The organism is Flavobacterium sp. R1_16, assembly GCF_057652095.1.
The window spans coordinates 80,953-94,892 of sequence record NZ_JBYFCG010000002.1; the positions used below are offsets into that span (position 1 = coordinate 80,953).

The following is a 13,940-nucleotide window of genomic DNA, read 5'->3' on the forward strand; positions in this document are numbered from 1 at the left end:
TTAGAAAATTAGAGGTAAAATAAAATGTGACATTAGTAACCCACCAATAAAAAATCCAATCACCGCCTTTAAAGACTGAATCTGTAAATTACTCAATCCAGCAATGGCATGACCAGAAGTACAACCAGAAGCGTAACGAGAACCAAAGCCAATTAAAATTCCTCCAATTATAAGAATAAAAATCATTTTTGGTGATTGCCAAACTTCAGTACCAAAAAGCGTATTCGGTACTAATTTTCCATTTGGAGCATCAATTCCTAATACAGTTAATTGTTCAATCGTTTTGGTATTGATAGCAACATTAGATGGATCACTCAAGTAATGTACAGCAACATAACCCCCTAGCATAGCACCAAAAATAACCGCTAAATTCCATCGTTGGGATTTCCAATCAAATTTAAAAAAATCTGCAAACCTATCGGCACCAGCGATAGTACAAAGTGTCTTTAAATTGGATGACATTCCAAATACTTTCCCAAAATAATTCAAGATTAGCATGATTATTGCAATTAAAAAACCAGATATATACCATGGCCAAGTATGGGACAAAATTGAATTCATATCATTTTTATTTTTGGTAAAAATAAGAAATTGAATGATTTTTTACGCTAAATAGTCTAGTAATAAATAAACTATTACTTTTGAATACGAATTGAAAAAACAATACCAATGAAAAAATTTGCAATTGAGATTAAATGGGGAATTCTTTTTAGTATAGCCACATTGGTCTGGATGATAATAGAAAATTCTGTTGGTTTGCATGACGTTTACATCAGTAAGCATGCTATTTACACGAATTTATTTGGCATAGTGGCTATTGTATTATTTACTTTGGCCTTGCGAGAAAAAAAATACTTCACTTTCAATGGCGAAATGAGCTGGCAACAAGGTTTTCTTTCGGGCGTAATACTTTCTGTAGTAATAAGTATTTTAAGTCCTTTGGTTCAATTTATTACTTTTACATACATCACGCCTCATTTTTTTACGAATATCATTCAATATGTCGTAGAACATAAAATACAAACTCTTATTCAAGCTGAAAATTACTTCAATCTAAAAAGTTATATTCTTCAGAGCATTTTTGGTGCATTATCAATGGGCACCATAACATCCGCAGTAGTTTCGTTATTTTTAAAAACTAAAAAAATACCTTAAAATGAAAAACTATTTAATACTATTAGTACTAACATGTATAATAAGTTCATGCGTAAGTACGAAATCGACATTGAAAAATGTAGATGATAACGCTCCTAATCTACGATTAACTCCTGATAATACATTTGCAATAACACATTACAGCACAGATAATAAATACGGCTATGATGAAGATTATCCAATCAATATTTTCTATAAAAGCAGTAAAGATGATGTACTCAATCAACAACGTTTTTTGAATGCTTTGGCGGGACCAAATGGAGAAAAAATTACCTATAAAAAAATAGAATCCTGTTGTCCATTTCCAACTAAAAGAAGTGAAATGGGTGCAGGTTTCCTAGATGTTTATGAATTGACTTGGGAAGGTCAAACTACACCAGTAAAACTGTATTTGAATATTTATGAAAAAGGGGTTCTAATGGTTCCCGTTGGCTTGACTTTAAAAAAATAGATACAAATATTAACACCCTTTTGTAATTCAAATTTGGCAATTCCTAATTATCTTTGCCACATCAAATAAAAATCATGAACATTCAACATATTCCTCAAATAAAGCATACCGATAGTGATAACTTTTTTTTACTTGCTGGACCTTGTGCCATTGAAGGCGAAGAAATGGCGATGCGAATTGCTGAAAAACTAGTAGGTATTACAGATAAATTACAAATTCCTTACGTTTTCAAAGGCTCTTTCAAAAAGGCGAATCGCTCCAGAATTGACAGTTTTTCTGGAATTGGAGATGAAAAAGCACTAAAAATTCTCAGAAAAGTTTCAGAAACCTTTCACATACCAACGGTTACCGACATTCATACCAACGAAGATGCTGCTATGGCTGCTCAGTATGTAGATGTATTACAAATTCCTGCATTTTTAGTTCGCCAAACAGATTTGGTAGTTGCTGCTGCAACTACTGGAAAGGTGGTAAACCTGAAAAAAGGACAATTCATGAGTCCAGAGAGCATGAAACATGCCGTTCAAAAAGTATTGGATTGCAACAATCAAAATGTAATGGTTACCGATAGAGGAACCATGTTTGGTTATCAAGATATGATTGTTGATTTTCGTGGTATTCCTACTATGCAACAATTTGCAACGACCGTTTTGGATGTAACGCACTCTTTACAACAACCCAATCAAACAGCTGGAGTTACTGGAGGTAGACCTGATATGATTGAAACTGTGGCTAAAGCTGGAATTGCAGTAGGAGTTGATGGGATTTTTATCGAAACTCATTTTGATCCTGCAAATGCAAAAAGCGATGGAGCAAATATGTTGCATTTGAATCTTTTTGAAGGCTTAATGACTAAGCTGGTTGCCATTAGAAAAACTATAAATCAATTTTAACAAATTACTCTAAACTTTAGTAATCTATAGAATTTATTCCATGAAATTTCAATATTTATATACTTTGCTACTATTAGCGGGTATTTCCTATCAAACATTTGCACAAGAAGAAAACAAATTAACTAACAGATATACAGCGAATAACAAAGGTAAATTTTTTGTTTCTTGGGGAGGAAACAGAGAAAGTTTTTCAGAATCGGATATAACTTTTAGAGGCGATGATTATCATTTTACATTATATGATGTTGTAGCACATGACAAACCAAAAGGATATCACATTGACTATATCAATCCTAGTAGAATGACTATTCCTCAAACCAATTTTAGAATAGGGTATTTTATAAATAACCATTATAGCATTGCACTAGCCTTAGACCACATGAAGTATGTTATGTATCAAGATAGAGAAGTTGCTATCGATGGATATTATCCGAATCCCGGTTCGTATGGGGAGGTTTTACCAGACGACAAAATTCTTTTAACCGAAGATTTTCTTACTTTCGAACATACCGATGGTTTGAACTTTGTGAATGTGGAGTTTTCAAGATATGACGATATCTCTTCACTATTTAAAATGAACAACACCGATAAAATACAAATTAATGTTACGGAAGGGATTAGCGGAGGAATTTTGTATCCAAAAACGAATGCTAAATTATTAGGTAAAGATAGACACGATGATTTTCATGTTTCTGGTTTTGGTACAGCGATAAAGGCAGGTTTGAATATTACTTTCTTCAAGCATTTTTATTTGCAAACAGAATTAAAAACGGGTTACATTAACATGCAGGATATTCGAACTACTAAAAATCCTTCTGATAAAGCGTCGCAAGACTTCTTTTTCTTTCAGAGAATTGTACAATTAGGTGGTATTTTTAGACTGTAATAAGTTTATCCATTTTTCATTTTCTCTGTTTATTTTAAGATATATTTATCTTTTTCGAGCTTATAAAATTCAAAGGCATTTTGTAAATTAGCTATTCAACTTAAAAATAATTGAATATGAAAAAATTAATTGTAATGCTACTTGCTGTTTTGGGGTTTAGCTTGACCTCTTCTGCACAAAATGGAACTACAAAAGCAGTTAAAAAAACTGAAAAAGCCGTAAAAGAGGTAAAAAAAGCAGAATCGAAAGTCCCTTTAAAAAAAGATGGAACTCCTGATAAGCGTTTCAAGGAAAACAAAAAGCCACAAGTTCCTCTTAAAAAGGATGGTACACCAGATAAACGTTTCAAACAAAATAAATAAAAAATAGGCTGTCTTAAAATTCAAGACAGCCTATTTTTTTAACACTAATGGTCAACTATTTTTTAATGCCCTCCACTTATTTTTTGGTCAAAATTGATTCCTTGATTTTTTAATATTCCGCTTACCTTCCACGCATAGAATGCTAAATAAGCAAAGCAAACAACTCCAACTATATAACTAGAATGAATGGTCGTTAAATCGGCAACATAGCCTTGCAATAAACTAATAAATCCGCCACCCATAATCATCATTATCAAGAAACTACTACCCTGACTAGTATGTTTTCCTAATCCGCTTACTGCCAATGTAAATATACATGGCCAAAGTGTACTACAGAATAAACCAACGCTAGTAAAAGCATACACACTAATCATACCGTCTGTTACCATTCCAATCAATAATGCTAAAATACCCAAACCAGAAAATATCAATAACATTCTAGCTGGATTTCCTTTGCTTGCCATATCGGCAAAAATTAATACTAGGATAATTAAGGCATACACATAGAAAGGAGTCAAGTCATGTTCCATAAACTTATTTACCGCCAAGAAAACTCCAAATGCCAGATAAGGAGCGATGAATCGCAACAGTTTTTGTGTATTCATATTGTCGGTAAATGCCTCAACAGCACCTGTCCAACGTCCAATCATTAAACTTGCCCAATATAACGAGATGAATGGTGCAATGTCTTTGGTTAAAAAACCAAGATTTTTTTCCATATAGGCAGGCAAATTACTCGCAGTAGAAACTTCTACACCTACATAAACAAATATGGCTATCATTCCTAAAACCAATTGAGGATATTTCAGCGCAGATCTTCTTGAAGCATTGGTATCATCCACAGATTCAACAACCGTTTTGGGCTTATCAGGCAAAGAAGATGTTTTTAAAAGAATGGCTACTGCCAAAAAAGCTACGCCCAAAACTAAGTAAGGAATCTTTACACTCTCGATACTCATATCAGTGTTTCCAGAAGATGCTGAACCAAAAATGGCAAAACTTACAATTAAAGGACCTATTGTAGTACCAAGATTATTGATTCCACCAGCTAATGTCAATCGCTGTGAACCAGTTGCAATTGGTCCTAATGCAATTGCTAAGGGATTGGCTACTGTTTGCTGTAATGAAAACCCAAGAGCTACAATAAATAAACCTGATAACATCAAAGGAAATGAGCCTAAATTCGCCGCAGGATAGAATAACAATGTTCCTAAAGCCGAAATGCTAAGCCCTAAAGCCAAAGAATTTTTATAACCAATTCTATTTATCAAATCGCCTTTGGTTAGATATGAAATTAATAAATAGATTAATGATCCAACCGTATAAGCAATGTAAAATGCTAGAGAAACCAACTGGCTCTCAACCTGAGAAAGGTCAAAAGCTTTTTTGAAAACTGGAATTAAAATATCATTACTGGCTGCTACAAATCCCCAAAAGAAGAAAACTGAGGCTAGAGGAATAAAATGTGCCCAATTGGTTTTTAAATTTTCAGAGCTCATAAATTAGGGTCGTTTTTTAATTAATTAATAGGTTCAAATGAAATGGCAGTTCCACCTCCACCAGCTAAATGTAATTTAATTTTTGTTTTTGAGGTAACTTTCATCGTTTTAATTTCATAACTAATTGGATTCTTTTGCCAATCTGCCGTTTTTCCATCTTGATAAATAATCGCTTTGTATTTTTTATTGGGAGTTAAGAAATCTAATTTTATTTCTGTTTTTCTTGGTTTTTCATCAGTAATTGCTCCTAAAAACCAACTTTCTTTTCCTTTAGCTTTTCTTGCAATAGTTAGATAATCACCAGGTTCTGCTTCAAGATATTTACTCTCATCCCAATCAACAGCAACATCTTTTATAAACTGAAAAGCATCTGGATATCTTTCATAGTTTTCAGGCAAATCGGCAGCCATTTGCAAAGGAGAATACATGGTTACATAAAGTGCCAATTGTTTTGCTAAAGTAGTATATACTTGCTCCTTTTTTGAAGTATCATAATGACTCATTTTGATTTCAAAAATTCCTGGAGTGTAGTCCATTGGACCTCCTAACAATCGTGTAAAAGGTAAAATCGTTTCATGCATAGGTGGATTTCCATTACTCCATGCGTTAAATTCAGTTCCACGTGCAGCTTCGGCAGCTATATAGTTAGGATACGTCCTGCTGTAACCTGTTGGTCTTGAACTTTCATGTGAATTGACCATTAGTTTATAATCGGCTGCTCTTCGTGCCACAAAATTAAAATGATTGACCATGGTTTGTCCATCATGGAATTCACCTCGAGGAATGATTCTTCCCACATAGCCTGTTTTAACCGCTGGATAATCATATTTTATCATGTTTTCAAAAGAGCGGTCTAAATGCCTTTCAAAATTACCAACAGAACCAGAGGTTTCACTATGCATAATCATCTTAACTCCTTTTGACTTGGCATAAGCAGTAACTTCAGCAATATTAAAATCTGGATAGGGAGTTACAAAATCGAATACATCTTCTTTCCAGTTGCCAAACCAATCTTCCCAACCTACATTCCACCCCTCTACCAATACACCATCAAAGCCGTGTTTAGCAGCAAAATCAATATATCGTTTGGTATTTTCAGTAGTGGCTCCGTGTTTTCCTGTAGGCTTCAAATCTTTTACTAAAGCATTCTGTGCATTTTGAGAACCCGCATAATCCCAAGTTGATTTGCCTACATGCATTTCCCACCAAACACCAACGTATTTCATTGGCTTAATCCATGACGTATCATCAATTTTTGAAGGTTCATTAAGATTCAAAATCATTTTAGAGCTTACAATATCTCGAGCATCATCACTTATCATAATGGTTCTCCAAGGCGAAACACAAGCAGCTTGCAGGTAGGCTTTATCTCCTATAGCATTGGGAACGAGATGCGATTTGAATTTGTTTTGATTAGGAACTACATCCAAGTGCATTATAGGGTAATTGACTACAGCTGCCTCAAAAATATTGATATACAGTCCTTCCTGCGATTTCATCATCAAAGGTGACTGTACAGTATATTTACTGAAAATAGTTTTTAAACCGATTCCATTGTTTAAGTTAACAGCATCAGTGTTAATTTCGGAAATTTTGGTTTCCATGTATGGATATTCTTGACTGTCATAATCTCCTGGAATCCAAAAAACTTTGTGATTTCCGGCTAAATTAAATTCAGATACTTCATCCGAAATAATAAAATAATTTAAGTTTTGTTGTTTCGGAAAATCATATCTAAATGCAACACCATCATTAAAAACTCTGAAAATAATATTCAGTTTAATATTAGCTTTTGTTTGAGATAACGCAATGGTTAACTCGTTGTAATTATTAACAATATTGGCTTGTTCTCCTAAAACAGGATGCCATGTTTCATTAAAAGTACTTGTTTTTGAATCTTCTACTTTAAAATTAGAAGTTAAATCAATTCCTCCTTTTAATTTTAAACCCAAAAAACTTTCTAGAATTACAGGTTTATTTTTATAGGTTACCGAATAATTGGGCTTGCCATTTTCTCCAAGTTTAAAGTTTAAAGTTATCGCTTTGGATGGAGATTGCACACTTTGAGAGTGGATGGTACTAAATGCAAAAAAGAGAAAAAAAGAATAAATAAATTTCATGTTGTTTTGTTTTTTATAAAGTATAAATGTAACTAAAATAAATTCGATTTTAAAAAACCCTTCAATAAAAAACATGAAGGGTTTACAAACAAAAAAACCAAAAAAATTAATTTATTAACAGGAATTTTTCTTTTAATTGTGTATCCGAATTTCCTCCGATAAAAACCTCAAACTCTCCCGGTTCTGCAACAAATTGCAAATCAGAATTATAAAACTTTAAATCTTCTTGTGTTATTTCAAAAGTTATTGTTTGCTTTTCACCTTTTTTAATTGCTACTTTTTGAAAACCTTTTAATTCTTTGATAGGTCTTGTTACTGAGCCTACCACGTCTCTTATATATAATTGTACTACTTCTTTTCCATCATAATTGCCAGTGTTACTAACATCTACAGATACTTTTAGTGTTTCATTGGAATTAATTTTAGAAGCAGAGATTTTCATATTACTGTATTCAAAATTGGTGTAGCTCAAACCATATCCAAAAGGAAATAAAGGTTCATTTCGTTCATCGATGTAATTGGATTTGAATTTTTCAAATTTGCCATCATTATTACCTAAAGGTCTTCCTGTATTTTTAGAAGCATAATAAATAGGCACTTGACCAAGGCTTCTCGGAAAAGTAGTTGTCAGTTTTCCAGATGGATTTTCGTCTCCGAATAATACGTCAGCGATGGCATATCCAGCTTCGCTACCTGCAAACCAAACATCTAAGATTGCTGGAACAGTTTCTTTTTCTTGTTTTAAAACCAAAGGTCTTCCGTTAAATAAAACCAAGACAACTGGTTTTCCCGTTTTAAGTAATTCTTGTAACAAATCTTTCTGGGCTTGTGGAATTTCGATGGTAGTCCTACTGCTACATTCTCCACTCAATTCGGCAGATTCTCCAAGTGAGGCAAGAATTACGTCTGATTGATTAGCGATTTTTAATGCTTCAGCAAGTAATTCTTCTTTGGTTCTATTGTCACGGTGCAACGTTTTTCCGAACATTGTTCCTTTTTCTTCTAATGTAGCATCATAATCAAGATTACTTCCTTTAGCATAAAGTACTTTGGCAGAAGTTCCAACAACAGATTTAATTCCAGCAAGTAGTGACATTGAGTTTTCTTGTTTTGTAGCAACACTCCAAGTTCCTGCCATATTTTCTTTGGCGTCAGCCAATGGACCAATGACAGCAATCGTTCCAGATTTTTTTAAAGGTAGAACTTGATTGTCATTTTTTAGTAAAACTAAAGATTGTGCTGCAATTTTTCGGGCTTCACTCCTATTGGAACTGGTGAAAATTTCGGTTTTAGCTCGGTTTGTATCACAATATTTGTAAGGATCTTGAAATAGTCCTAAATCATATTTAGCATTTAAAATTAAACGAACAGCGTTGTCAACAACATCTATGGAAATTTTACCCTCATCTAATGATTTTTTTATGGTTTTCAAAAAACCTTCACTCACCATATCCATTTCTACACCTGCATTTAGAGCCAAAGCAGAAACCGTTTGCAAATCTCCAATACCGTGATATTCCATTTCCATAATCGCAGTATAATCGGTGACAACAAATCCTTTGAATCCCCATTGTTTTCTCAAAACATCGGTCATTAACCATTTATTGGCAGTAGCAGGAATTCCGTCCACTTCATTAAAAGATGCCATTACCGAACCAACTCCAGCATCAATAGCCGCTTTGTAGGGTGGAAAATATTCATTATACATTCTAATTCTGCTCATATCCACCGTGTTGTACTCCCGTCCCGCTTCTGGCGCTCCATAAAGTGCAAAGTGTTTTACGCAGGATAAAATGGTATTGTTTTTTGACAAATCATCGCCTTGATAACCCGTAACCATCGCTTTTGCTATTTGACTTCCAAGGTAAGTATCTTCACCTGAGCCTTCAGAAACTCTTCCCCAACGCGGGTCTCGAGAAATGTCTACCATAGGAGAAAATGTCCAATTAATACCATCGGCACTGGCCTCTTGAGCGGCAATTTGAGCACTTCTTTTTATTAAATTCATATCCCAAGTACAGGATAATGCTAGAGGAATTGGAAATGTAGTTTCGTATCCATGAATAACGTCCATACCAAAAAGTAATGGTATTTTAAGACGGCTTTTTTCAACAGCTATTTTTTGTACTTCTTTAATCTTTTGAACTGATTTTATATTGAACAAACCACCTACTTTTCCTTGCTCAATGTTTTTAGCAACGTTAGAACTATTGGCTTGACCAGTAGTAATATCTCCAGATGTTGGTAAATTTAGCTGACCTAGTTTTTCTTCCAAAGTCATCTGAGCCATTAAATTAGTGACGAAAATATCTTTAGGTGCAATTGTTTTAGTTGCTTTTGACTTTTGAGAGTAGCCTGAAAATAAGCTAAATAATAGCAAGGGAAGTATGTATTTCATTCTCATTTTAAATTATGGGTTTTTAGTTTGTTGAAACATCCAATTATAAATTTCTTGATTATCATAAACTCTCGACCAACTGTCATGTCCAGAATCGTCAAAAATAGTTAGTTTGACATTAGCATCACAAGATTTTAATCCTTTATAAGCAGAAATTGCATAATCGACTGGTACAACATCATCGAGCAGTCCATGATAAATTTGAACTGGAATCGTTTTAATTTTACAGATATAATCCATTTGAATTAAATCTACAAATCCTGAAATAGGCACAATCGCAGCAAATAATTCAGGATATGAAATGGCAAGATTCCAAGTAGCCCATCCACCTGAGCTTATTCCCGTGAGGTAAATTCTATTTGCGTCTATAGAATATTCTCTTTGAACTTTTAAAATTAATTGATGTATGCTCTCGATATCCCAATTTTCATTTTCTAGGCATTGTGGAGCTAAAATATAAGCGTCTAATTGGTGTGTTTTAAGGTATTTAAAGGGACCGTGAATTTTAACTTTTTCAGTGTCAGTTCCCTTTTCTCCATCGCCGGGAATAAAAACTAGTAAGGGTTTCTTCTCATTTTTATTTTCAGGAATGTGTAAAAGATATGCTGTTTTCTTTTTTAAGACAACCTCAGAGGATAATACTCCTTTCAACTCAGATTGTGAGAAAGATATATGAGCAAAAAATAAGAATAGAAACAATACATTTTTTTTCATGAATACATTAATTTGTTACAACTAAAATTCGTATTGAGTTGAATGAAACCATAAATTTAGTAATCCTAACTCCTGTGAAAAAATAGTAGAAGTAGATAGCAAAAAAATAAAAAAAGTAATGATTTATATTTCAAAACAATAGATTTATAGTCAAATATAATCACATTTTTATAATTTTAATAGCAATTGGAGAAAACAAAAAATGCTTCAATAATTGAAGCACTTTACTAATTTCAGTTTTCACTAACAAAATCCTGAAGATATTGAAATCGTTCGGTAAGTTTTCCGTGTTCGGTCATTTTGGCTCTTTGAAGTATTCCGTCTTTATCACCATTAAAAAAAGCAGGAATCACATGTTGCATGAACATTTCTCCGAAACCTTCACTAGAATCTTTGGGCAATTCACAAGGTAAATTATCGACAGCCATCACAACAATAGCTGCAGGATGAGTATATGGAACTTCTTTATTTTCTACAGGCAAATATCCATAAAAAGGCTCTGCAATCGTAGATGACCTCAAAGTACAAGCTAGCGGACCATTAACATCACATGAAATATCAGCAACAATTTTTATTTTACAATCTTTAGACTGAAGCATTTCTTTTGAAAGGATAACTGGTGCATTATTTCCATAAAAATGAGCCGCCATGTAAATGTCTGATACTTTTGTGAAACGTTCAAAATCTGAAACGTATTCTGTTGGATTTTTATAAAAATCGGAATTACCTAAAATCTGACCGTCTTTTCTTTTATTATAATCTAGTACATCAATCTGGACATAAACTGGCTCCGCATATATCTTAGTCAAGAAATTATCTACAGAAACCTGTTTGATTTTCATTCCATTCAGAATTTCCTTCACTCCTATTCCTGCTTTACCACATCCTGTTACAACAATTTTAATAGGGGGTAAAATTTGTCTTTTGAGTTTAGCTATCAATGCTTCTTTTCCTGAAAGGGCTTCTGCTTTTGGGAGATGGAAAAGTTCGAACTTAATTCCAAATGCTCTAAAACCATTGTACGCTCCAACTAAACCTGCATATTTCCCGAAACCAATTAAACGATTGTTCTTAGCATCTACTATCGTTTCATGGTCATACAACTCTATATTTTTTTGCAGAATGGCTTGTAATAACTTTCTATTATGAGCTTGCTTTTTAATTGTATGTGAAAAAAAGAAATACTTTTTATTGGGTAATAAAGCATCGGTGGGAACTTCTTTAATTCCGAATAAAACATCACAATCGGAAACATCATTCGTGACTTCAATGCCTAAATCAGAATACTCCTTATCTGTAAAAATTCGAACATCAGAGGTCTCTACTTTAATAGCTATACTTGGATATTCTTTCTTTAATCGAACTAATTCTTCTGGACTAAATACGACTCTTCTATCGGGTGGATTTTTTCTTTCTTTTATAATTCCGAACTTCATATTTATGAGGGCTTATTTCTATTTCGGCGTCAAATGTACATCTTTACTATAACGTTTTCAAAACTTTTTTTATTCAAAAATATCTTTTTTTAAGAGCTGAAAATCAAACAATTGCTATAAAAAGTTAATAAATACTAAGGAATAGTTAATAAAATGCTCAATTGATAAATTGATACTTTGGCTACATTTGCTTTTTAAGTTTACAATAATGCTGTCAAAACTCTCTTTTTACCTCTTTTCTATTTTACTTTTATCTTGCACTAAACTGGACAATTCCGATTCATCTGCTATTGAAGATGATGGTCTGGTACCAAGGATGAAACCTTCAAAAGTTGAATATCCGATAATTGACGATACGTATAAAGCTTCTAAAAGCGCTAGTATCGAACGCTTTTGTGAAAAATATTGGAGCAGTGAAAACAGTAATCTTAGCTTTTTGGTAGCTAAAAATGGGCAAATTATTTATGAACGTTACCAGGGATTAGCAAATAGAACCACTGAAGAAACGATGACCAAAGACACCCCTTTGCACATTGCTTCAGTGAGTAAAGTATTGACAGCAACAGCTATTTTGCTTTTGATTGATAGAGGCGATATTAACTTAGACCAGAAAGTAAATACTCTTTTAAAAAACTTTCCTTATCCAAAAATCACTGTTAGAACCTTATTGAATCATCGAAGTGGTTTACGTAATTATGCCTACTTTACCGAGGACAAAGGCGTTTGGGATCGTAAAAAAACATTGACCAATCAGGATATTCTCCATCTGTTTAAAGACAAAAACATTCAATTAGAGTCTCCAACTGACACTCGATTTGCGTATTGTAATACTAATTATGCCCTTTTGGCATTGATTATCGAAAAAGTTACTAGATTAAACTATCGCGAAGCCATGAAGGAAATGATTTTTAAACCATTAGGCATGAATCATACCTTTGTATTTGATTATGAAAACGACAGAAAAAATGTAACTCCTTCCTATAAAGGCAACAATATAGAATTGGCCTTTGATTATTTGGATGCTGTATACGGAGATAAAAATATCTATTCTACGCCTCAAGATTTACTGAAATTTGACCTTGCGAGAAATGCTCCTACATTCTTGAATGAAAACTTAAGAAATCAAATCTACAAAGGGTACAGCAATGAACGTAAGGGAACAAAAAATTACGGTCTAGGAATTCGCATGATTGAATGGGAAACGGGACAAAAGTTCTATTTTCATAATGGATGGTGGCATGGCAACACTTCGGCATATATTCCTCTTGCTAAAGATAATGTTACGATAATCGCCCTGTCTAATAAATTCACTAGAAATGTTTATGCGGTAAAGAAATTGGCACCTCTTTTTGGTGATTATCCCTTTGAAGGTGAGCAAGGTGAAAAAGAGGAATGATTTTTGTTAGAACAAAGATGATTCTAATACGACAAAATTGAATACATTTGCCGACTTATTTGAATGTACACAAAGGGGTCGACTGGTTTTGACAGCAAGTCGAATTGAAAAATAAGCACGTCGAGAACTGGGATAATTCTCGTAAATAAAAGGTCTCAAAACATTTACACGGCGAAGGAAACTACGCTCTTGCTGCATAATCCGAATTATAGTAAGATTAGCCTCGTCCTACAAGGTAGGAAAGCAGGATTCACCTCGAAAGCTTTGGTTTATAGCGGTCGGCACAGGTGAATCGTAAAGATAAACCTAGATTTTCACAAGCTTTAGGTGGATTTCGAAACTAAAGAAGCTAAGCGATGTGTGGCTGTTTCTGGCCTAGCACAAAGTCGAAAACTCAATCAGGAAATAAGCGTGTAGAAAGTTTTTTAGTTGCTTGTTTGGACCCGAGTTCGATTCTCGGCGACTCCACATTATTTAGAATGAATAGCCCCTTGTTGAGGGGTTATTTTTTTTGGATATAAGTTAACCTTATACTTTTGATGGCTACAGATTAATAAAAATGAAAAAGAAAGTCTATGCAATTATCAATATGCTATTTTTGATAACACTAAAAAATAAAATTACTAAAAT

Annotated in this window: 12 protein-coding genes and 1 other RNA gene; 7 read left to right on the forward strand and 6 right to left on the reverse strand. The window is 33.5% G+C overall.

What is annotated here, in order from left to right:
• A complete protein-coding gene (locus AC23L6_RS04780) occupies positions 1–561 on the reverse strand; it encodes a YeeE/YedE family protein (protein WP_487561170.1) in 561 nt (186 codons plus the stop codon).
• A gap of 108 nt (positions 562–669) precedes the next feature.
• On the opposite strand from AC23L6_RS04780, the gene AC23L6_RS04785 reads away from it, so the two are divergent.
• The 5 genes from AC23L6_RS04785 (at position 670) to AC23L6_RS04805 (ending at position 3,747) form a co-directional block, all read left to right on the forward strand.
• Entirely contained in the window at positions 670–1,155 is a 486-nt protein-coding gene (locus AC23L6_RS04785; RefSeq protein ID WP_487561169.1) for a DUF4199 domain-containing protein, read from the forward strand.
• Between the two features lies 1 nt (position 1,156).
• Positions 1,157–1,606: a 2-dehydro-3-deoxyphosphooctonate aldolase gene (locus AC23L6_RS04790; RefSeq protein WP_487561168.1), complete on the forward strand. Its 450-nt coding sequence runs from the start codon at positions 1,157–1,159 to the stop codon at positions 1,604–1,606.
• A gap of 74 nt (positions 1,607–1,680) precedes the next feature.
• On the forward strand, positions 1,681–2,499 hold the full coding sequence (gene kdsA / locus AC23L6_RS04795; protein ID WP_487561167.1) for a 3-deoxy-8-phosphooctulonate synthase: 819 nt from the start codon (positions 1,681–1,683) through the stop codon (positions 2,497–2,499).
• A 40-nt stretch (positions 2,500–2,539) separates the two neighbouring features.
• On the forward strand, positions 2,540–3,385 hold the full coding sequence (locus tag AC23L6_RS04800; protein WP_487561166.1) for a hypothetical protein: 846 nt from the start codon (positions 2,540–2,542) through the stop codon (positions 3,383–3,385).
• Positions 3,386–3,501: 116 nt separating this feature from the next.
• Positions 3,502–3,747, forward strand: a complete 246-nt coding sequence (locus tag AC23L6_RS04805; protein WP_487561165.1) for a hypothetical protein — start codon at positions 3,502–3,504, stop codon at positions 3,745–3,747.
• Positions 3,748–3,809: 62 nt separating this feature from the next.
• Here AC23L6_RS04805 and AC23L6_RS04810 read toward each other — a convergent pair whose 3' ends face one another.
• The 5 genes from AC23L6_RS04810 to AC23L6_RS04830 all read right to left on the reverse strand — a co-directional run bounded on the left by AC23L6_RS04810 (position 3,810) and on the right by AC23L6_RS04830 (position 11,914).
• Positions 3,810–5,246, reverse strand: coding sequence for a sugar MFS transporter (locus AC23L6_RS04810; protein WP_487561164.1), 1,437 nt, complete (start codon positions 5,244–5,246; stop codon positions 3,810–3,812).
• 20 nt (positions 5,247–5,266) lie between these two features.
• Complete coding sequence (locus AC23L6_RS04815) at positions 5,267–7,366, reverse strand: glycoside hydrolase family 97 protein (RefSeq protein WP_487561162.1); 2,100 nt, start codon at positions 7,364–7,366, stop codon at positions 5,267–5,269.
• A gap of 106 nt (positions 7,367–7,472) precedes the next feature.
• Positions 7,473–9,764, reverse strand: a complete 2,292-nt coding sequence (gene bglX / locus AC23L6_RS04820; RefSeq protein ID WP_487561161.1) for a beta-glucosidase BglX — start codon at positions 9,762–9,764, stop codon at positions 7,473–7,475.
• Positions 9,765–9,776: 12 nt separating this feature from the next.
• The gene (locus AC23L6_RS04825; RefSeq protein WP_487561160.1) at positions 9,777–10,478 is read right to left on the reverse strand and encodes a carboxylesterase family protein; all 702 of its coding nucleotides are present in this window, start codon (positions 10,476–10,478) and stop codon (positions 9,777–9,779) included.
• Between the two features lie 233 nt (positions 10,479–10,711).
• Positions 10,712–11,914 carry an NAD(P)-dependent oxidoreductase gene (locus tag AC23L6_RS04830; protein ID WP_487561159.1) on the reverse strand — a complete coding sequence of 401 codons (1,203 nt, stop codon included), beginning with the start codon at positions 11,912–11,914 and terminating at the stop codon, positions 10,712–10,714.
• A 208-nt stretch (positions 11,915–12,122) separates the two neighbouring features.
• Here AC23L6_RS04830 and AC23L6_RS04835 point away from each other — a divergent pair, with 208 nt between their 5' ends.
• Both AC23L6_RS04835 and ssrA read left to right on the forward strand, forming a co-directional pair.
• On the forward strand, positions 12,123–13,310 hold the full coding sequence (locus AC23L6_RS04835) for a serine hydrolase domain-containing protein (protein ID WP_487561158.1): 1,188 nt from the start codon (positions 12,123–12,125) through the stop codon (positions 13,308–13,310).
• Between the two features lie 74 nt (positions 13,311–13,384).
• Positions 13,385–13,781, forward strand: a transfer-messenger RNA (tmRNA) gene (gene ssrA / locus AC23L6_RS04840).
• The last annotated feature ends 159 nt before the right edge of the window (positions 13,782–13,940 follow it).

Excerpts from the sequence above, each read along its gene's own strand:
- AC23L6_RS04790 (WP_487561168.1), top strand. The coding sequence starts at position 1,157 with ATGAAAAACTATTTAATACTATTAGTACTAACATGTATAATAAGTTCA.
- AC23L6_RS04815 (WP_487561162.1), bottom strand. The coding sequence starts at position 7,366 with ATGAAATTTATTTATTCTTTTTTTCTCTTTTTTGCATTTAGTACCATC.
- AC23L6_RS04825 (WP_487561160.1), bottom strand. The coding sequence starts at position 10,478 with ATGAAAAAAAATGTATTGTTTCTATTCTTATTTTTTGCTCATATATCT.
- AC23L6_RS04780 (WP_487561170.1), bottom strand. The coding sequence starts at position 561 with ATGAATTCAATTTTGTCCCATACTTGGCCATGGTATATATCTGGTTTT.
- AC23L6_RS04805 (WP_487561165.1), top strand. The coding sequence starts at position 3,502 with ATGAAAAAATTAATTGTAATGCTACTTGCTGTTTTGGGGTTTAGCTTG.
- AC23L6_RS04835 (WP_487561158.1), top strand. The coding sequence starts at position 12,123 with ATGCTGTCAAAACTCTCTTTTTACCTCTTTTCTATTTTACTTTTATCT.
- kdsA (WP_487561167.1), top strand. The coding sequence starts at position 1,681 with ATGAACATTCAACATATTCCTCAAATAAAGCATACCGATAGTGATAAC.
- AC23L6_RS04810 (WP_487561164.1), bottom strand. The coding sequence starts at position 5,246 with ATGAGCTCTGAAAATTTAAAAACCAATTGGGCACATTTTATTCCTCTA.
- bglX (WP_487561161.1), bottom strand. The coding sequence starts at position 9,764 with ATGAAATACATACTTCCCTTGCTATTATTTAGCTTATTTTCAGGCTAC.
- AC23L6_RS04830 (WP_487561159.1), bottom strand. The coding sequence starts at position 11,914 with ATGAAGTTCGGAATTATAAAAGAAAGAAAAAATCCACCCGATAGAAGA.
- AC23L6_RS04785 (WP_487561169.1), top strand. The coding sequence starts at position 670 with ATGAAAAAATTTGCAATTGAGATTAAATGGGGAATTCTTTTTAGTATA.
- AC23L6_RS04800 (WP_487561166.1), top strand. The coding sequence starts at position 2,540 with ATGAAATTTCAATATTTATATACTTTGCTACTATTAGCGGGTATTTCC.